General features: G+C 28.0%; 17 protein-coding genes. 2 read left to right on the forward strand and 15 right to left on the reverse strand.

Going from position 1 to position 21,510, the window contains the following annotated elements:
* Nucleotides 1–157: 157 nt before the first annotated feature.
* From IR152_RS08365 to IR152_RS08395, 7 genes are all read right to left on the reverse strand, one after another.
* Nucleotides 158–625, reverse strand: coding sequence for a hypothetical protein (locus IR152_RS08365; RefSeq protein WP_227451336.1), 468 nt, complete (start codon nt 623–625; stop codon nt 158–160).
* 53 nt (nt 626–678) lie between these two features.
* On the reverse strand, nt 679–1,743 hold the full coding sequence (locus IR152_RS08370) for an aminopeptidase P family protein (protein WP_227451337.1): 1,065 nt from the start codon (nt 1,741–1,743) through the stop codon (nt 679–681).
* A gap of 104 nt (nt 1,744–1,847) precedes the next feature.
* Nucleotides 1,848–3,080 carry a PTS fructose transporter subunit IIC gene (locus tag IR152_RS08375; protein ID WP_227451338.1) on the reverse strand — a complete coding sequence of 411 codons (1,233 nt, stop codon included), beginning with the start codon at nt 3,078–3,080 and terminating at the stop codon, nt 1,848–1,850.
* Nucleotides 3,081–3,104: 24 nt separating this feature from the next.
* A complete protein-coding gene (locus IR152_RS08380) occupies nt 3,105–3,422 on the reverse strand; it encodes a PTS fructose transporter subunit IIB (protein ID WP_003416512.1) in 318 nt (105 codons plus the stop codon).
* Between the two features lie 59 nt (nt 3,423–3,481).
* Entirely contained in the window at nt 3,482–3,937 is a 456-nt protein-coding gene (locus IR152_RS08385; RefSeq protein WP_227451339.1) for a PTS sugar transporter subunit IIA, read from the reverse strand.
* A gap of 14 nt (nt 3,938–3,951) precedes the next feature.
* A complete protein-coding gene (locus IR152_RS08390) occupies nt 3,952–5,841 on the reverse strand; it encodes a BglG family transcription antiterminator (RefSeq protein WP_227451340.1) in 1,890 nt (629 codons plus the stop codon).
* A gap of 87 nt (nt 5,842–5,928) precedes the next feature.
* Nucleotides 5,929–7,290, reverse strand: coding sequence for a Sapep family Mn(2+)-dependent dipeptidase (locus tag IR152_RS08395; protein WP_227451341.1), 1,362 nt, complete (start codon nt 7,288–7,290; stop codon nt 5,929–5,931).
* 171 nt (nt 7,291–7,461) lie between these two features.
* On the opposite strand from IR152_RS08395, the gene manA reads away from it, so the two are divergent.
* The gene (gene manA / locus IR152_RS08400) at nt 7,462–8,406 is read left to right on the forward strand and encodes a mannose-6-phosphate isomerase, class I (protein ID WP_227451342.1); all 945 of its coding nucleotides are present in this window, start codon (nt 7,462–7,464) and stop codon (nt 8,404–8,406) included.
* A 119-nt stretch (nt 8,407–8,525) separates the two neighbouring features.
* Here manA and IR152_RS08405 read toward each other — a convergent pair whose 3' ends face one another.
* The 5 genes from IR152_RS08405 to IR152_RS08425 form a co-directional block, all read right to left on the reverse strand.
* Nucleotides 8,526–11,264, reverse strand: coding sequence for a PAS domain-containing sensor histidine kinase (locus IR152_RS08405; RefSeq protein WP_227451343.1), 2,739 nt, complete (start codon nt 11,262–11,264; stop codon nt 8,526–8,528).
* Between the two features lie 104 nt (nt 11,265–11,368).
* Complete coding sequence (gene selB, locus IR152_RS08410; protein ID WP_227451344.1) at nt 11,369–13,252, reverse strand: selenocysteine-specific translation elongation factor; 1,884 nt, start codon at nt 13,250–13,252, stop codon at nt 11,369–11,371.
* 114 nt (nt 13,253–13,366) lie between these two features.
* The gene (selA, locus tag IR152_RS08415; protein WP_227451537.1) at nt 13,367–14,746 is read right to left on the reverse strand and encodes an L-seryl-tRNA(Sec) selenium transferase; all 1,380 of its coding nucleotides are present in this window, start codon (nt 14,744–14,746) and stop codon (nt 13,367–13,369) included.
* 50 nt (nt 14,747–14,796) lie between these two features.
* Nucleotides 14,797–15,843, reverse strand: a complete 1,047-nt coding sequence (gene selD, locus IR152_RS08420) for a selenide, water dikinase SelD (protein WP_227451345.1) — start codon at nt 15,841–15,843, stop codon at nt 14,797–14,799.
* A gap of 81 nt (nt 15,844–15,924) precedes the next feature.
* The gene (locus IR152_RS08425) at nt 15,925–16,629 is read right to left on the reverse strand and encodes a helix-hairpin-helix domain-containing protein (RefSeq protein WP_227451347.1); all 705 of its coding nucleotides are present in this window, start codon (nt 16,627–16,629) and stop codon (nt 15,925–15,927) included.
* Nucleotides 16,630–16,708: 79 nt separating this feature from the next.
* Between IR152_RS08425 and IR152_RS08430 the strand changes: the two genes are divergently transcribed.
* Nucleotides 16,709–17,998, forward strand: coding sequence for a D-alanyl-D-alanine carboxypeptidase family protein (locus IR152_RS08430; protein ID WP_227451348.1), 1,290 nt, complete (start codon nt 16,709–16,711; stop codon nt 17,996–17,998).
* Nucleotides 17,999–18,190: 192 nt separating this feature from the next.
* Here IR152_RS08430 and IR152_RS08435 read toward each other — a convergent pair whose 3' ends face one another.
* The 3 genes from IR152_RS08435 to IR152_RS08445 form a co-directional block, all read right to left on the reverse strand.
* Complete coding sequence (locus IR152_RS08435) at nt 18,191–18,523, reverse strand: DUF2325 domain-containing protein (RefSeq protein WP_227451349.1); 333 nt, start codon at nt 18,521–18,523, stop codon at nt 18,191–18,193.
* A gap of 403 nt (nt 18,524–18,926) precedes the next feature.
* Nucleotides 18,927–19,874 carry an MTP-1 family protein gene (locus tag IR152_RS08440; protein WP_227451350.1) on the reverse strand — a complete coding sequence of 316 codons (948 nt, stop codon included), beginning with the start codon at nt 19,872–19,874 and terminating at the stop codon, nt 18,927–18,929.
* A gap of 32 nt (nt 19,875–19,906) precedes the next feature.
* Nucleotides 19,907–21,490, reverse strand: coding sequence for an alpha-glucosidase (locus IR152_RS08445; protein WP_227451351.1), 1,584 nt, complete (start codon nt 21,488–21,490; stop codon nt 19,907–19,909).
* Between the last annotated feature and the right edge of the window lie 20 nt (nt 21,491–21,510).

Below are 21,510 nucleotides of genomic sequence, written 5' to 3' on the forward strand. Positions count from 1 at the left end.
TCATCCTTATGTTTTAGTTTGATTAGCTTTAGGGTTTTCCAGCAATTCAAGTAGTATTGGATAGGTTCTATCCTATCTCTACATATAAGTTTCCCTATATGCTGACTATTTTAGCTACTAACTCATGACTAAAGTCACGAGTGTGCGTAGCTATTTTTTAATCAAAATTTATATAATATCTATCATTTATAACATCTAGTGTATTACAAACTACATTTACACCCTGTTTTTTTGCTGATGATTCAAAAGGGTCATAAACTGGTGTATTTAATATTATACTATCACCTTTTTTACAAAAAGCTTGTACTACGTAGTGAAGTGTTGATACAGTTCCATAAGTTAATGTAATCCATTCTTTTTCTACATTTACCTGATGCATATTTTTTTGCCACCCAATAACTGAATCATAAAACTCATCATAACAGTATGTATATCCAAACACACCTCTTTTTACAACTTCAATAAATTTGTTTTCTATTTCTGTTGGTATTTTAAAGTCCATATCAGCAATCCACATTGGTACAAAATCTTCTCTAATATCACCAAATTTATCTCTTATAATGTTTAAATCCCACTTTCTACACTTTTCACTTACTCTATCTGGTCTGTCATCAAAATTATACATTTAAATTTACCTCTTCTTTTCTTATTTTTATGAAATATTTATCTAGTTTATTTTTAACTTACAACTATTAAATCCTTAGTAGATGTAGTCAACCTCATGCATCCACCTTGTGTTATAAGTACATCATCTTCTATTCTTACACCTCCGAGACTTGGAATATATATACCCGGCTCTATAGTTACAATCATACCTTCTTTTAATATTTCATTTGATTCAGGAGCTAATGCAGGATATTCATGAACCATGATGCCTACACCATGACCTAGATTATGACCAAAATTATCAGCATATCCATATGAGCCAATTATATCTCTTGCAACTTTATCTATCTCTCCAGTAGTCATTCCTGGTCTTAAAACCTTTATACACTCTTCATTTGCTTCTCTTACTATATTATATATTTCTTCTAACTCTTTATTTATAGTACCCATACAAATGGTTCTAGTAATATCTGAACAATAATTATTATACTTAGCACCAAAATCAAAAGTAACAAAATCTCCATACTCTATAACTTTTTCACTTGCTTTTCCATGAGGCAATGCTCCTCTAATCCCAGATGCAACTATTGTGTCAAAAGATTCTTTTTGACCACCTAAATCTTTTATAACCCTAACAATTTCATTTTCAACTTGCTTTTCAGTCATACCAACTTTTATAAAATCAATTATATGATAAAATGTAGCATCGACTATTTCACAAGCCTTTTTTATATATTTTATTTCGTCTTCATTTTTTGTTTCCCTTAATGTAGATAAGTCAACTGATTTTAAGGTTGCAATTAACTTATTACTCATACTTTTATATGAATCAAAGGATACTTCATTTCCTTCAAATCCTATTTTTCTTATATTCTGCTCTCTACAAATATCATTAATTATATCGAAATGAGTTCTATTTTTGTCCATTAATACTACATCAAATAAACTCGATTTTCTTTTAATTTCTTCAAAATATCTAAAATCTACTATTATATATTGTGCTTCTTTTGTTATAAAAACATAACCTGAAGAACTAAATAGATTTCCGACATAAAACTTATTTGTAGGACTATTGATAAGAAATCCTTCAATATCATATTCTCTAAGATACTCTCTTACTTTTTCTAGCTTATCCATACCTTATCTCCACCGCCTTTAATTAATCATATAGGTAAGGCTGGTAATATTGATTAAAACCATATTACCAGCCAAGGTTATTTATAGATAGTAAAAATTAAATACTAGTCGATATAATCTACAACAAGTTTACCATCTTTTATTAATTTATTTCTATAGAATATATTTCCTACTGCTATGAATATAGCACCAACTGCTATACCTATTACATATCCAAATAAGTTATCTACTAGAGGCCATGCCCATACAGCTGACTCTGGGAACCATTGAATTGCTCCTAGAACTATACCTGTAATAGCTCCTATTACACTTCCTACTATATTTAAAGGTATAACAAAACCTGGTCTCTCAAGTGCAAATGGTATTGCTCCTTCAGATATACCCATAAATGATAAGAATATAGAAGTTTTTCCTGCTTGATAGAATTGTCTATCGTATACTCTTCTTCCTACTAGTCTTTTATCTAATAATGTTGTTAATCCTAATCCAATTGGAGGAACAACTATGGCTATTGTTCTTGCTGTTATTGGCAGTACATTCTCTGTAGTTAAACCAAGTGCAACAAATCCTGCTGCTTTATTTATTGGTCCTCCTAAGTCAAATGCTGTAGCTGCTGCTAAAGCTGTTGCATATACATATTCTCCTGCTGCTCCTGCTGCTGTTAAGAAGTTTTTCATACTTTCATTAATTAATCCACCAAATGGAGTTATTATAAATATCATCAATACCATACAAGCTAATGATGCTATTAATGGTATTAAAAATGTTGTTTTAAAAGCTAACCAGTTATGAGAAACTTTTATAGATTTATTTAACCATTTTACAAAATATCCTATTATGAATGCTATTAATATTGCACCTAAAAATCCTGATGCAACTGGAACAACTTCAGTCCATTGTCCATCCACAAATTGTGGAACACCTACAGGTTTATTGGCTATATATCCTCCTATAAATCCTGCAATTAAAGCTGTTTTTCCACCTATAGAGTTTGCACAAAATGCTGCAAATAGTGGTATTGCAAATCCAAATAAAGTAAATCCGAAATTTGACATTAATTGTGCCATATTTAAAAGACTAAGCTTGAATCCTGTAAATTCACCTGAGTTCATAGCATCAACTATACCTACAGATGGGTCAAGCCCTAATATAGCATATGGTATTAATTGAGATAAAGCTCCTATAAGTCCACCCATTACTAAAACTGGTATCATATATGATATACCCGTCATTATATGTTTACTTATTTCTTTCCATTTTCCATTTCCCTTTGATTGAGTTGGACTAGATGGAGTAGAAGCACCTGAACTATTTATAACCTTTTTCTTAATTGCCATTCTATTTCCTCCACAATAAATTTATTATATTCCTAAATCTTCTTCTATTTCTTTTATAACACCCTCTGCATTTTTTATAGCTTCTTGTAATTCAACTTCATAAACTTCACAACCATCGAATCTTTCCATACCTTCTGGTGTTATTGCCACTGCATGTATTATCATAGTTGCTCCTAATATATCATCTCTTGTCAACTCATTTTGTACACCATCTGCACCTTGAGTTTCAACTTTTGCTTCATAACCTAATGCCTTTGCTGCTTGCTCTATTGCTTCTGCTGCCATGAAAGTATGAGCTAATCCCATTGGACAAGCACATAATGCTACTAATTTTTTATTCATTTTAAATTCCTCCTATTTTTTTAATTGATTATTTGTTTTATTTTAACCTTAGTGTTTAATTATAAACCTAAAGCTTCATTTATTAAGTTAGATATTTCCTCAGCATTATCACTCTTTAAAAGAGAATCTTTAAAGTCTTTATTTATTAATTTTCTTGAAAGAGATGACAATAATTTAAGATGAATATTTTCTTTACTTTTTCCTGGCATAAGTAAGCTTATCGCCAATTTAACCTTATCTTCACCTTCATTCCAAATAACATCTTCATCAAACTTCAACACTACTACTGCTGGATTTTCAATTGCATCATTTTTAGTATGAGGTATTGCTATAGATTCTCCTAAATTTGTAGTAAATTGTTCTTCTCTAGCCATTAAACCTTCATATACTAAACTTTCATCTTCTGTTAAGTTTAATTCTTTAGCTTTTTTTGCTATAAATTTTAAAACCTCAATCTTTGATTTAGCATCAACATTTAAAAATACATATTCTTTGTTAAATATGTTTGTTCCCATTATTAATTTCCTCCTTAATTACCTATCAGTGCCATTAATTTATTAAAATCACATATTTTAATAATTCCTCTTACTCCACCTTCGTCTTTTATAAAATTATAAAGGTATTTAAATATCGAGAAATTATGTTTTTCTTTAGTATTAAAAAATACCATAAATACTAGTTGAACCTCCTGCTTATCCCAAATTATGGGATTTTCAAGTATTCCAACTCCTATTATAGATTTTTTATCTCCCTTCACTATTGTGTGAGGTATTGCTACTAGATTTCCTATTTCAGTTGATGAAATATTTTCTCTATCTATTATGCTTTTTATAGAACTTTCTTCTATAAAGCCTCTTTCTTTTAGTTTATTTGAAAGTGAAAGTATAACCTCTTCTTTAGTGCTAGCCTTTATGCTAAAAAAAGCTTTTTCATCAAACATGTTACTTATTATCTTTCTTCTTTCTTCCTTTTCATAAAAGGCTTTGTTTACGTTTTCAATTAAGCTATCATCAAATATGTTTTCTATATATAAGACAGGTTTTTCATATCCTTTTAATTCAACAGTAGACACTATTAAATCAACATCTTGACTTATAGCCATATCGAGATATCTAACTGGATAAACACCTACTACATTTAAATCACTTATATTCTGCTTTAACTTTTCAGATATAAGTTGTCCTGTTCCTATACCATAATGACAAACTATGCAAATTTTTTTACTAGTATTTTTTTTCATTCTTTCATTTGAAGCAGCAAAATGAATAGCTATATATCCAAGTTCATCCTCATCAAGTTTTAAATTAAATTCAGTTTCTAGTTTATTTGATAAAAACACAGCTAGATTAAAAGCTATTGGAAACTTCTCTTTTATTTGATGAAGTAAGGGATTATTTGATTTTATATTAGCTTTAGCTCTATTTAAAAATCTCTTTATATGGTCAGATATTGATACCATAAACTCCTCGTCTTTTGTATAATCACTACCTGAAATAAGTAATATATCCTGAAGTGCACTACTTATAACACTACTTATTCGCTCCTCTACTTCACTTGTGCTTTTTCTTCCTTGTGTACCTTTATATGCTATTACACCAGAATAATTTGAAATATAAATTACTTCATCTTCAACAAGTTTAAATCCAATCGTTTCAGAGATTTCTTTCATTAAGCTTTCTATAAAGTAATAATTATGAAACCTATAACTTGTATCCATTAAGTTTATGTGTTTGCTATGACCTCTCTTACTCCTAAATACAGAAACTATTATCTTTGAAATCAAAAGATTAAAATCTTTGTCTGAAATTATTGTATCGTTCTCTCTTAAATGTTTTTCTAAAATACTTTCTATACAGTATATATCGTTTTCACTGATATCATCTAAAAACACCTTGACTCTACTTTTTTCATCCAATTTTATTGCATAGTCAGTAATCAATTGTCTTATATTAATTTCTTCACCATGTATATAGCTTCCATAGTAAGGTTTAGATTTTATAACTAAGTCATACTTTTCAAGTTTTCTTTTAAGCTTACTAGACAATTTATTTATAGCGGCTATACTTAGATTTAATTCTTCTGCCATTGCTTCTATACTCATATAATTTCTATTAATAAGCATACATATTATATTTGACATTCTTGATTCTTCAGAGTCATCTAAAAAACCATCAATATATTTATTTGCTTCTTTAACAGCTCTTGCTATACTGCTTTTAGAGCCACTTAACTTATATCCTATACCTCTAGAAGAAGCTATTACCAAATCATACTTGCTTAAAATACTATTTAAATCTGCTATATATCTTTTAATAGTTTTAGTGGACACATCCAATTTGATAGCTAGTTCACTTGATGTCATATATCCGTCTTTATTGCTTAAACTTTTTACTATTAATGCATGTTTCTTAGTTATCATTGTATCACCTTCTCTTTGATTTCAATTATATATCAAGTAAAATTTTAATTGTATATATAATATGTCTGTATAAGGGACATTTTGTATTTATATTTTGTTACATAATGCAATTATTGCATCTGCATATATGGCTATTGCATTTATAAATCTATCTAAGCTAGCAAATTCATTAGCACTATGGACATTTCCAAAACTTCCATCAGGAAATTCACAACCAAATATTACTGAATTATTCATTTCAGAAGCATAACTTCCTGCACTAGTTACTCTAACATCATTTTTTAAATCACCAGAATACTTTATATATATATCGTGCAAACTTTTTACAAGTTTTGAATTTCTATCTATATAATTTGCTTGCTTTAAATTTTCCCCAATAATCCTAAATTTATTAATGTTATTTCTCTTCATATACAAATCAAATTTTTTTATTATATCTTCAATTGTTAATACTTCTGGATATCTAACACTTAAAACTATTTCTAGCTTTCCATCTACTATATTTATTATTGTTGGAACCATTGATAAAATTCCACATTTTCCTTCAATATTTAAATTAAATAATTTTCCATCTATATTATCTTCGTTTATTAATTTATACAAGTCTTTTGCCCACTCTTCATCAATAATCTCTGACATAAGTTTAATTGTACCTAATATAGGATTATTTGATTTTTCAGGTTTAGATGAATGTCCACCTTTTCCATGCACAATATAACTGCCATTATCAGAACTTATTGATTTATTGTTAACATCACAACAGATATTATCTTTACCCAATTTTTCTATATTATTTATATACACTTTATCTGGTATTGTATTAAACTCTATTCCACCACTTACGTATAAAGATTTATCATCTATATTTGAAACTAATTTTATTATTGCTCCACCTTTTTCTCCATTTAACACAGGAAATTTAGCATCTGGAGTAAATCCACATACACCATATGGTTCTTTGCTATAATAATGCTTTATACATTTAAATCCACTCTCTTCATTTCCTCCAACTATTAATCTAACCTTTCTTTTTAAATCAATCTCTAAATCCCTTATCATTTTTAGTGCTAAAAAATTCACTATCATAGGTCCTTTATTATCAGATACTCCTCTAGCAACTAATTTATCACCTATAATATTTAATTTAAATGGCTCACTGTCCCATCCTTCTCCTGGATTTACGACATCACAATGTCCAAATATATCTACATACTCTTTACCATGTCCATATTCAATTTGAACAGCATGATTATCTATATTTTTTACTTTAAAATTGTTTTTTCTACCTAAATTTTCAAACCAATTCAATGCATCATATACACCTTTTCCAAAAGGCATATCTTTAGATACAGTTTTTTTATCATAAAATGAAGGTATGCTTATCCACTCTTCCAACAATTTCAAAAATTCTTCTTCATATTTTTTGCTTTCTTCCTTAAATAATGCCATAATTATCACTCCAATTTAGAACTTTATATTATAATCATAGTTTATCTTATTTAATAACTCCTTATACTTTATGTCATTTCAAGGGACAAAACTTTTTTACTCTTGATTTTATAATCTATTTATATATAATTATTTGTAGGATAAATTTAATATTATAGGAGGAATAAGATTATGGAACCACTATTTTTAAAACCTATTTTTATGGATAGAATATGGGGCGGTACTGCACTTAAAGATAAATTTAATTATGAAATAGATTCACCAACAACTGGTGAATGTTGGGCTATAAGTTCTCATAAAAATGGAGATTGCTTAATAGAAAATGGAGAATATAAAGGTAAAAAACTGTCTGAATTATGGGATAAAAATAGAGAATTATTTGGAAATACACCTGGAGATAAATTTCCTTTGCTTACAAAAATATTGGATGCAAATGATAATTTATCAGTTCAAGTTCATCCAGATGATGAATATGCTAAGAAAAATGAAAATGGAGAGTTAGGTAAGACGGAGTGTTGGTATGTAATAGATTGTTCTGATGATGCAGAAATTATAATAGGTCATAATGCAAAATCTCGTAAAGAATTTGTAGATATGATAAATAATAATGAATGGGACAAACTACTTAGAAAAGTTAACATAAAAAAGGGAGATTTTTTCTATGTTCCAAGTGGAACTATACATGCTATATGTAAAGGAACATTAATTTTAGAAACTCAGCAAAATTCAGATACTACTTATAGAGTTTATGATTATGATAGAACTGACAATTCAGGTAATAAACGTGAACTTCATGTTCAAAAGTCAATAGATGTTACGAATGTTCCTCATATAAATTTTGATACTGATTATAAAACCGTATCAACACCACAATTTAAATGCACAACATTTGTATCAAATGAATTTTTTAGCGTTTATAAACTAGATGTTTTTGGAAAATGTAATTTTACACATAATACACCTTTTTCATTATATAGTGTACTAGATGGAAATGGAAAATTAATACACAATTCTGTTGAATATGATTTAAAAAAGGGAATGCACTTCATATTACCAAATAACTTTGGAGATTTTAGCTTTGAAGGTAGTTTAGAGATTATATGTTCTCATATATAGATATAAAATCAAACTAAAAATAGGCTATCATAATAATCACTTTATGATAGCCTATTTTTTATAAAAGATTTGACTATAAACATATAGTATTTTAATTTCATTTTAGTTTGTAATAACCTCTAATAATATATATCGGAAAATTCTATTTTTATTTTTTCTTGAATATTATATATTCTCTTATCTTCTGTATAATGTTCACTATTAAAACTTTTTATTGGAAGTGAAATCAAGAATTCCGTACCTTTATTCACTTCACTTACTACTTCTATATCTCCACCATGAAGATTTACTAAATTCTTAACTATAGCAAGTCCTATTCCACTTCCTTCAGTATTTCTAGATAGAGTCTTATCAACTTGTGAAAATTCTTCAAAAATCAATTCTAACTTATCTTTAGGTATTCCAACTCCAGTATCTTTTACACTTATGATTATCCTATCTATTTTATGATAGATATTTACGTATATCCATCCGCCATTATCAGTAAACTTAATGCAGTTTGACAATAGATTCAACATAATCCTCTCAATTTCAACTTTGTCTATATAAACATTAATTTCTTCAAGTTCTGTATCAAATAGAATTTTTATATCCTTTCTACTTGTATACTCTTCTATATTCATAAATAAGTCTTCTATTACAGATACAATATTGTATTTTGCAAGCTTTAGTGTATAAAACCCAGACTCCATCTTTGTTAAATCTATAATATTATTTATTAATCTTTGAAGCCTATAAGAACTTTGTCTTACTAAATCTACATGAGACTTAATATTATTATTGTAGTCTTTTATCTTTTCACTCCTATAGAAAGAATCTACTAGTTGATTTGAACTTGATATAACATTTAGTGGAGTTTTTAACTCGTGAGACATATTTGCAAAAAACTCAGTTTTGATTTTATCTGTTTTAAATCTTTCAAGCAGTTCTTTTTCTGCTTGTTCAGAATATTTCTTATGTACTAAATCTTTTATAATAAGCATTATGTATCTAGTGTTATATATAGCAAAAGGTAATGCACTTAATTCTACTTCTACTATATCATCATAACTATTTATCAACTCATACTCTAGTAAAAGTATACTTCTATTTTCATTTAGAACTTTAGCCATATTATCAGTAAATTTCATTTTTTCTTCAGTATTTGCATTCATTAATATCCTAATATTAGAGTCTTTTATATTATCTATATTTGTAAAAGATAGCATATCTAAAAACGATTTATTTGCATAGTTTATACTTAAATCTTCTTTTAGTAAGCATATGCCATCAGGTAATATATCTATAAATCTTGAATAGGATGATTGACTTTCCTCAAGTTTTATTTGAGATATTTTTCGAGACGTTGTATCACGTATCACAATAATAGTTTTATCAGTCCCAGCATTAGTATACTGAGAAAAACTCATCTCTACGTACTTTACTTCACCATCTATTACATATCTTTTTTCTATACTTTCTTCACTTTTACATACTGCTGAAAAATCAATACTTTCTAATTTATTTTTAAAAATTTCTCTACATGCATTATTAACGTATATTTTGTTATTACCTTCAAGTACTACTATGCCATCTCCAATACTTTCTAAAAAATCTCTGCTTCTCTTATTTGCTTCAATAAGTTTGCGTTCATATTCCTTTTTCTTGGTCTTATCTTCTAGTACACATAATACCCCTTCTGTTTGTAAAGCAATAATTAAAGGAGCAAATATAGCTTGATAAACTTTATTATTACTTGTATTAATAAGTTTTTCTACATTCTTCTCATGTACAAACACATAATGAATGCTTTCTATTAAATCGTTGAAGTTTTTTATTTTATCAGTCAATTTATCTTGTTCTTTATAATCTCCAAAAGTATTTCTAAAACTCTTATTTGCGTATGTAATATCTCCATCTTTGCTAAATACAACTATGCTATTTACTGCTACATCTAATGTAGATTGTAGTCTAGATTCTCTTCTTATAAGTATTCCCTTAAGTTCCTCTATCTTTTCTGTCTCATAGATTAATTTTTTGTTCTTTTCTTTTAAACTTTCCGTTTTTATTGTCAATTCTTCATTTGTATCATGTAATTCTAGCGCTGTTTTATTAATATTCTTAGATACTATGTAATTATATAAATAATATAAGGCTACATTTATTATTATCTGTGATAATATCCTCTCTACACTCCTATCAGCAATAACTATATGCAATAGATTTGGAGCCCTTGATAATATTATTATTACTATTATTCTGTTAAAAATCTTTTTTTCATTATATTCCCATTTACTTTCATTTAAACTTGAGTTTAATTCAATTACACTAATAATAGAAATAATTATTGTGAATATAGATATTATAACTCCTAAAGTATATTGTGATGTACCATTTCCTAGATAGTCACAAATTCCAGATATTATGAATAAAGATATTATTGTTAATGTAACAGTTGCTATAAATAAAATTATACTTGAATAAATTTGTTTATTATCCTTAACAAATTTAAAACTTAAGTATACACCCAGTATAGGAAATAAATCTGTTATTGCTGATATCGTGCTATTAATCTCCATTACAGACTTCGTTCTAATTCCTAAGGAATTAAATAAATATATACACTCAAATGCTCCAGTAGCTATAAAAATTAATCCTAAAAATGTAGAAAATGAATCCACTTTAAATTTTGTAGTATTAAATATAATTATTCCTGTGGCTACTAAGAATATAGTATATATGGCATGTAATAGAGTTTCATATTTATCTGTATCTTTTATAATAAATAATAAAAGTACTGAGCCCATTATTATAAATAAAAGGCTCATGTCTTCTCTTTCTTTTATATCTGGTTTTACATCAGGTATTATATTCTTCAATACTTTACACTTCCTCTTAATTAATATTTTATACTAATTAATTATACGATACTCGACATTATAACTCCTTCTTTATACCTTAAAGCAAAAACAGACATTTTCTGCTAAAACAAAATTCTTTTGTTTTCTACTCTTTTAGTTATTTTGTTTCTATCGAAGTTTTCCAATATAATCATGCAATTTTTTCTACTAGAATCAATCAAATCTCTGTATTCTCCTAATGTTATTTCTTTATTTTCTTTTATATAATTTATCAAAGTATTCTTTGCATTTTCATAAATACCTTTGTCCATTATATACAAATCATCTAATTTCTCTACTTTATTACCTATCATTGACTCCAATACTTCAGCATAGTTATGATTTCCTTCAGAAACTTCATCTATTGTCAGTATAGAAGAAACTCCACATGATTTTAATCTTTTTTCTATTTTTTTTGCTATTTCTTTTTGTTTCTCATTTAAAATAACCTCAAAATCTAATAGAGATACTATATTATTTTCTATTTTTATGGCGTTTTCTGTAGATAATTTTTCTAATAAAATATCCATCTCCCTAGTTTTGAAATTGCTCTCTATCTTAGACCTTACTTCTTCTTTTAATATTCCTTTTCTAAGTCTATATTTCTTATGATAATCACTTAAAAGCTTTATTGTATTTTCCTTTAATTTATTGTATTGATTTATATGCATATACATATTTCCTATAATAAATACTTTATCTTCTGATATAAGTGTTTCAAGTGCTCTTTTTACATCTTCTTCATGAGCACCACTATAGCTCATTATTTCTTTTATATTTGGATAATTTTTTAGATTCCTTTTTAAATACTCTTCTATTATATCTTTAAGTTCGCCTTTTTCTTTTATTTTTAATGCTTCTATAACTTTTTCATCAAATTTCTTATGTTTTTTAGGTGATGGGTCAATTATTACACCTCCACCGATAGTTTCCATTGGAGAATAACGTCTAACTACAAATGTATCGCCTTTTTTAGATACTATACTTTCTTCAAGTCTTAACTGAACATAGCCACTTTCTCCACTTTCAATCAATTCTTTATCTAGTGGAACTGCTCTACAAAGTATCTCTCTAGTTCCATGATACAACCTTAATCTGTCCCAATGTTTCAATCCTTTGTCTAAATGATTTACCAATGATAATTTTACATCTAACATCATTGATTCCTCTAATGAGTTTGGTGCAGCTAAAACATCTCCTCTTTTTATATCATCCACTTTTACATTTGATATATTGATTGCTGTTCTTTGTCCTGCATAAGCTGTATCTTTATTTTCTCCATGAACTTGTATACTTCTTATTTTTGTTTTTAATACTTGTGGATATATAACCAAATCATCTTCTATACTTATCTTTCCTTCTATTAAAGTACCTGTTATCACAGTACCAAACCCTTTTATTGAAAATACTCTGTCTATATTAAGTCTGGCTGGAGAGTTTTCATTTTTATCTTCTATATCATCACTCATTTTATCTATTTTTTCAATAAGGGTGTCTATACCTTTTTTAGATATAGAATCAACTTCAATTATTTCAGCATTTTCAAGAAAAGTTCCTTTTATTTTTTCACAAATATCTTCTTTTACTAGCTCTCTAAATTCATCATCTACAGTATCAGACTTAGTTAGAACCACTATTCCATTTTTGATATTTAAAAAGCTTAGAATATCTAAATGCTCAACTGTCTGTGGCATAACCCCTTCATCTGCTGCTACAACAAGTAAAACTATATCAATCCCGGATGCTCCAGCTAACATGTTTTTTATAAACTTTTCGTGTCCCGGTACATCTACAATTCCAGCTCTTCTATTGTTTGGTAAATCAAAATAAGTAAATCCTAAGTTTATTGAAATACCTCTCTTTTTTTCTTCATCTAATGTATCAGTTTCTCTTCCAGTCAATGCTTTTATAAGAGTAGTTTTCCCGTGGTCAATATGACCTGCTGTTCCAATTACTACATTTTTCATTTTTTGCCCCCTCTGAACCTCCCATGACTAAAGTCACAAGTGTGCGTAGCTATTTTTTAATCAAAAATTTAATACTTATACTTCTAAATTTAATATTTATTAAGTCAAATTTATTTAATTAAATGCTTTTCTCAATTCCTCAACTATTACATCAAATTCATCATCAAATATAGTTCTTACATCTAGTACATATTTATTATCATACACTCTAGCTATTATATGTGCTTCACTAAGTCTTAGTTTCTTTTCTAAAGATGAAACATTCATATGTTCAGGAGTTATTGTTATTACCTTTGTGCTTATAGTTTCAAGAGGCATAGACCCTCCTCCCACTTGAGAAAATCCATCTTCTATATTTATATTGGCATTTAAGTTCAAAGCAGTTATTTTTTCAAATAGTTTATTTGCTTTTACTTCTAATTCTTCAATTTTATACGTCAACATTTTTAAAGTAGGTATATTTTCTATAGCCTTTGTCTCATCCAAATACATTCTCAATGTTGCTTCAAGAGCGCATATTGTGAGTTTATCGACTCTAAGTGCTCTAGTAAGTTGATTTTTCTTCATTTTTTCTATATACTCTTTTTTCCCAACTATAATACCTGCTTGTGGACCTCCAAGCATCTTATCTCCACTAAAAGTTACTACATCTGCGCCTTGTCGAATAGAATCCAATACAGTTGGTTCATAAGATAAACCATATTTTGATAAATCTATAAAAACTCCACTTCCTAAGTCTTCTATTACAGGCAGTTTATATTTTTTACCTAAATTAACTAATTCTTCTATAGAAACACTCTCTGTGAATCCCATAATTCTATAGTTACTTGTATGAACCTTCATCAATACATTTGTATCTTCTGTAATGGCCTCCTTGTAATCTTTCAAATGAGTTTTATTAGTTGAACCAACTTCAACTAATTCTGCACCACTAAGAGCCATTATACTTGGAATCCTAAATGAACCACCTACTTCAACTAATTCTCCACGAGATACAATTGCTTCTCCTCCTTTAGCCATTGTGCTAAGTACAAGAAGTACTGCCGCTGCATTATTATTTACAACTAGTACATCTTCTGCTCCAGTAAGTCTTTTTATTGTACTAGTTAAATGAGAGTATCTTGAACCTCTTTCTCCATTATCCAAATCGTATTCTAAGTTTGAATACCTTGAAGCAGCACACCATAATTCATCTTTTATATCTTCACTAAGCAAAGACCTCCCCAAATTTGTATGAATAACTGTACCAGTTGCATTTATAACCTTTTTTAAGGATAATGAGTAATTTAACTTAACTCTCTCTATTGCAGATTCTATTATTTCACCAAACTCTATTGTTACAGAATTTGATACATCTTCTTTTAATCTTAATATAAATTGTCTTTTTAAATCTATTACTTCTCTCACAGATTCTAAAACTAAACTTCTAGGATATTCATTTATTATTTCTACAATTCTATTATCACTTAATACTTCATCAACTGAAGGCAACATTGCAAACAATTCTCTTTTGCTCAAAACAATCACTCTTTCTCTATAATATTTTATAAAACTGTAATATATTTTTCCCCTTTTGGAACTACAGAACCTATAATTTTAGCTTCTATTGCTCCATTTAATTTCATATCTTTTACAAGTTCCTCTGCAAGTTCTTCTTTTACTGAAATTAACAACCCTCCTGATGTTTGTGGGTCGTATAAAATATCTTGAACTGCAACTTCCACATCTCCTACAACTTCTACATCTTTAGATACATAATTCATATTTTTATACATACCAGAAGGTATAATTCCCATTTGTGCCATCTCTATTGCGCCTTCAATAATTGGTACATGTTTTGATTCAATTTCAATACTTACTTCAGAAGCTTTAGCCATTTCTAAAGTATGACCAAGTAAACCAAAACCAGTTATATCTGTAACTGAATTTACATCAAACTTATCAAAGCTCATTGCTGCATATTTATTTAAATGTATCATTATTTCTATTACTTTATCTGCTATATGTTGTTCTACCATACCTTCTTTCATGGCAGTATTTAATACACCCACTCCAATTGGTTTTGTTATAATTAATTTATCACCAGTCTTTGCAGTAGCATTTGACAAAACTTTATTTGGACTTACAATCCCAGAAACTGAAAGACCATATTTAGGCTCTTTATCATCTACAGTATGTCCTCCAACTAAAAGTGCTCCGCTTTCTTTCACTTTATCAAACCCACCTTTTAATATTTCTGCAAGCACATCCATATTATGACATGATGGAAAACAAACAATATTCATTGCAACCAAAGGTTTACCTCCCATAGCATATACATCTGATAGTGAATTTGATGCAGCAATTTGTCCAAATACATATGGGTCATCTACCATTGGTGTAAAGAAGTCTAATGTTTGAATAAGTGCCATATCATCATTTAATTTATAAACTGCAGCATCATCTGCTGTATCTAGTCCTACTAATAAATTTTCTATATTATCATTTTTAGGCAATTGAGATAAAACTGATGCCAGAACCTCTGGCCCTATTTTAGCGGCTCAACCACCTGCTGTTGTCATCTCTGTAAGTTTTTTTTGTTCTTTTTTCATAAAAGTGCCTCCTTTACTAAATTTCCACATATATACACATATTTATAATACCATATCTATAAGTAAGTTTTGTATTATATTTTAGTCTACACAAATTAAATCTTTTATATTTTCATATTTCTTATCTCCAATACCATTTACATTTTTTATCTCCTCAATTGAATTAAACTGTCCATTTTCTTCTCTGTGTTGTAAAATTTTATTGGCTGTAGCTTCTCCAACCCCAGGTAGAGAATCCAATTCTTCTATCGTTGCTACATTTATATTTACTTTTGATTCATTAGATATATTTTTATTATCTTTATTTTTAGACTCACTTCTTGACTCGTTTTTTTGATTTAATTTATTGGAATCATCATTGCTTGTCACAGATGTTGCTTCACCCATTTTAGGTATTATGTAATGTTGTTCGTCTTCTAACCTCACTGATAAATTGACTCCATTTAAATCAGCTTCTTTTGTTGTTCCTCCTAGTAATTCTACGGCATCATAAAGTCTCTTATCTGACTCTATAGTTACAATCCCTGGTCTATTTACCGCTCCACTTATGTATATAGTTATTTTATTATTTTGAAAATTTTTATCTATGTCTTTAACTACTTTATTTTGACTATTATCTTCATTTTTAATTTCTTTCTCTACAGCATGTGTTTTTTCATTAGGTGAATTTTTTTTACTTACGACATAAATATCATCTTTAAAAATATGTGATTTATAAATGATTACTGATGATATTATTAAAATAAATAAAACAAAAAACGAAATAAATTTTACCTTTTTTTTCATATATTAATCACTCCTTTCTTTTAATTATTGACAAATATGTGCTATACTAAAAGATGAATTTAAAATTTGGAGGCTCACAATGAAAAGAAATTTATCACTTTTATTAATCTGTTTATTGATATTTACTTCATTTTTAGGAAGCTCTAATATCTCTTTTGCAGATGATGAACCAGCTATAGTTGCGAAACATGCAGTTTTAATGGACTATGAATCTGGCAAAATACTATATAATAAAGATGGAAATTCTAAGCTTTATCCAGCTTCAACAACTAAAGCATGGACAGCTTGTCTAGTTCTAAAGGAGGTTAAAGATTTAAATCAAGTAATAGAAATTAAAAACTTACCTCAAATAGATGGTTCTAGTATGTATCTAAAAGAAGGAGAATCTTTTACTGTAAAGCAGTTACTAAATGCTCTTTTAGTTCATTCCGCTAATGATGCTGCTTTTGTATTAGCTAGATATGTTGGTGGTGGAGATGTACAAAAATTTATTGACCTTATGAACTCTGAAGCAAAGAAAATTGGAGCTAATAATACTCATTTTAATAATCCTCATGGATTACCAGACCCAAATCACTACACAACAGCTCATGATATGGCTCTTATAGCTAGAGAAGCTATGAATAATGATACTTTTAGACAAATTGTAAAAACTAAGTCACTTAAATTTGAAGCTACAAAAGCATATCCTTATGAGAGATACTTTATAAACACTAATAAGTTTTTAACATCACATGATAAGATTACATATAAAGGTCAACTTATAAATATAAAATATGATATAGTTGATGGTATAAAAACTGGATATACTGATGCTGCTGGTAAGTGTCTTTTATCTAGTGCTGTAAAAGATGGAAGAAGGGTTATCGCTGCTGTATTTAATTCAACTAATGCTGATTTATATTTAGACTCACGTATTTTGATTGATTATGGATTTGATAACTTTAAGTGTGCTACTATTGTTGATAAAGAAAAATATACTGATACTAAAAAAGTATTATTTACAAAACAGCATGAATTGATTTATGGACCCAAAAATAGTTATAAAATATTCTTAGAAAAAAACGAATCTCAAGGAAACTATGATACTAAAACAGAGCTAAATAAAATTGATTTACCTATAAAAAAAGGTGCTAAGATTGGTACTTTAAATATATATAATGATGGTAAACTAGAAAATAGTATAGATTTGATTGCAAAAAATAATCTTGATAGCAGTCTTCCATTTTTAACTGGAAATAACACTTTAACGACTTTTGTTAAGATTGTTGCAGGTATTTTAATCCTTTTAATTTTATTTATAATAGCTTCAAATATTAAGAAGAAAAGTAGAAAAAAGATTAGAAGTAAAAGAAATATGAAAAAGTAGCAATTATAATAAAAACTTTATAATATACTCATTCTTATAAATTTAGAGGTGTCTTAAAATGAACTTTTTAGTTCATGAGGCACTCTTTTTTGTATGAAATCAAATATATCTTCATCATTTCAGCAATGAAAAAGAAGCTTATCTCTATTTTGAGACAGCCCCTTTAATTTTATGTTTATGTATTTTTTATACTTATATATTTTTTTGTTTATCCTTAAGCTTACATTTTGAACAGTTTCCTAGACATTCATCGACCATGTCTAGACATTCATTAAATGCTACCTTACTACTATTTTTATGTCTTACGATTAATATATCTTGTTTTTTAGCTTGAGACTCAACCGTTCTAGACATCTTATGTGAAACTGTTGATGTAAGTATGACAACTGCATCTGGTCTTCCTATAGAATTATTTAATTTAGATGACATGGTAGTATATACCTTTGTCTTATAACCTTTTTTCTTGGCCATAACCATATAATCTTTTTCCATTCTTTCATGACCACCAATCACTAATAAGTTCATTAGATTTCCTCCCATTTATTTGATATTGATTTTCATTATTATTTATATTATATATAATAGTATCTAAAAATAATTTTGTCAATACTTATTGATATTAATCATCATTTTAATAATAATTTTTTTATTTATATATATTTTAAACATTACTCCTTTTAAATTTCTTGCTTTTATATAATAAATTTTTACACAAAAAATAAATCCCAAATTCAAAAGAACCTGGGATTCTTGTATAATAATTGTATGCACTAATCTGCTATCTACAGCATTTTGAGCGTTTTTCATTATAGCAGTTCCAGAAGATATTCTTTCTGAACAAAAACTCTGCCAACGTAGCAACATTTGCATCATTATTTAAGTAACTATCTTGAGTTCATCGCTTAAATACTTTCCAATATTAAAGTTTTCAAATGGAAGGTTTAGTGTCTATATATCCATTAAAAGGGTCTACAATTGTTATCAGTTGAGCATCAGCATCACTTATTCCAGCATATAAAGTTGCCGTTTTATCATTGTGCCTTACTAATCCTCCACTAAATACCACATCAACTAAGTCTGGTCTTTTTGAAGGTCCTTCTAAAAAATCTTTTCTAGTTGCTATTAATTGTATATCAGTAGTTTCATTAGTTACTGGGTTTAATATGAATACCATTGGATAATAATGTCTACCCCCATTGTCATCAAAGCAAGCAATATGTCCTAACACTCCAATTCTTCCATCTTTTAATAAATGTGCTTCATTCGCTCCACCCCACTCTAAATCAGTAAATTGATTTTCTAGTAACGGTGCATCTTCTATAACATCTACAGTCAAATCTTCTATTTTATTAACTATTGTAAATCCTATTTTACCTCTACCACCTTTGCTTCCTTGTGGTCTAGTCAAAACTCCTATTTTTTTATCCTTTAACTCGACGAGTCTTAAATCTTTCATTCCATCAGGACCCTTGAAACATTCTTCTAAAGAGTTTATATCTTTACCTTTATAAAATACGGTTCTCCATCCTAATGAATTTTCTATAGTTGGATGTGGGAATATTTCCACTCCACCTAATATCAATTCTCCATTTATAAAAGTAAAAAATGGGTCTTGTAAAGTAAATTTTTTAGTATTTTCTCTTTGTATCCATTTTCCATTTCTTTTAACAAAAAAGTGAATTTCTGAATGTTCACTATCTCTAAACTCTACTCTTCCTGCTATTACTAATTCATTTTCATCCATAAAGGGTGCACTTATATTATATACATCTTTTTCACCAACATTTTCGAATACTATTTTTTCTTTGACATAGAATTTTATATCTTTTGCATTATATTCATTTAATAATTGTTCGATTGTTTTTAAAGTAGACATACCTTACCTCTTAATCATTAGTTTATTATTTTTTATAATTTACTTATATATATTGAGAAATCATATGGCTTTAATATATTGTCTTCTGATGTGTTTAAAAGTTCTATTTTATCTATCTTGAGAGTATAGTCCTCATTGCTAAAGTTAATTACAACGTCTACAACTATATCATTATATTTTCTTTTAAAGCTTAATACACCATTTTCTAAGTTCAAATCCTCATAATCCCCATATAATAGTGCTGTTGTATTACATCTTATTTTTATTAATTCTTTGTATAAGTTTAATAAACTCTTATCGTCATTTATAGCTTTTTCAACTGTTGTTTTATCTTTCTTGTCTTCTATATTAATCCAAGATTTGGTTTTACTAAAACCATAATTACTATCACTATTCCACTGCATAGGGCTTCTGGACTTATCTCTAGAGCTTTTATTTGCTGATTTTAACGCTTCATATTCTGACTTACCTTTTGCTATTTCTAATTTATATTTAGTTATTCCTTGTATATCATTCATTTTATTAATATCATAACAAACCAAGTCTTCCATACCTATTTCTTCACCAAAATAAATAAATGGAACACCTTTAGTTGTCAAAAGTAAAACTGCAATAGCTTTTTCAATACCATTACAATTCCCCTTCGGATTAAATCTTGTTATACTTCTTCCCATATCATGACTATTAAAAAATATTGTAGGTATCTGATTTTCATCATATTCTTCATTCATACATCGTATTTCTTTATATACTTTCTCTATAGAAAATTCATCTATACTACCTAGGTTAAAGTTAAACACAACATCTAATAAATTTTCACCACAATATGGTTTTAATTCATTAAAATATTCTGAACCTACTTCTCCCACAAGAAAAGCATCTTCCTTAATGTTTCTAACATCTTTTACTAATCTCTTTATTATGTCTAATACACCATCTTGATCCTTATCATATTTATGTATTTGTTCACCATTTTCATCAAACGGATTATCAACCTTTAAATCATCTTGTATTGTTAAGAAATTTATAACATCAAACCTAAATCCATCAACTCCAAAGTTTAGCCAGTACTTCAATACATCTTTCATAGCTTCATAAATCTTTGGATTTGACCAATTCAAGTCTACTTGCTCTTTTGCAAATGCATGATAATAATACTCTTTTGTATTTTCATCATATTCCCATGCTTCTCCACCAAAAAAAGATTCCCAATTATTTGGAATACACTTTCTCCAAATATAAAAATCTCTCTTCTTACTATCTATCGATGATTTTGACTCTTTAAACCAGGGGTGTTCATTAGACGTGTGATTAAGAACTATGTCTATTATGACTTTTATATCTAAGTTATGAGCCCTGTTTAAAAATTCCTTAAAATCTTCTAAGGTTCCATAATCTTTATCTACATTATAATAATCCGATATATCATACCCATTATCTACTTTAGGAGATGGATAAAATGGTGTCAGCCAAATCCCCTTTATTCCTAAATCTTTTAAATAATCTAGTTTTGATGTTATTCCTTTGAAATCCCCTATACCATCACCATTTCCATCCTTAAAACTAGGCATATATATCTCATAAAATACAGATTTTCTCCACCATTTATTTTGCATATATTCTCCTTCCAAATTTC

The organism is Clostridioides sp. ES-S-0108-01 (genome assembly GCF_020662285.1).
Classification (GTDB): Bacteria; Bacillota; Clostridia; order Peptostreptococcales; family Peptostreptococcaceae; genus Clostridioides.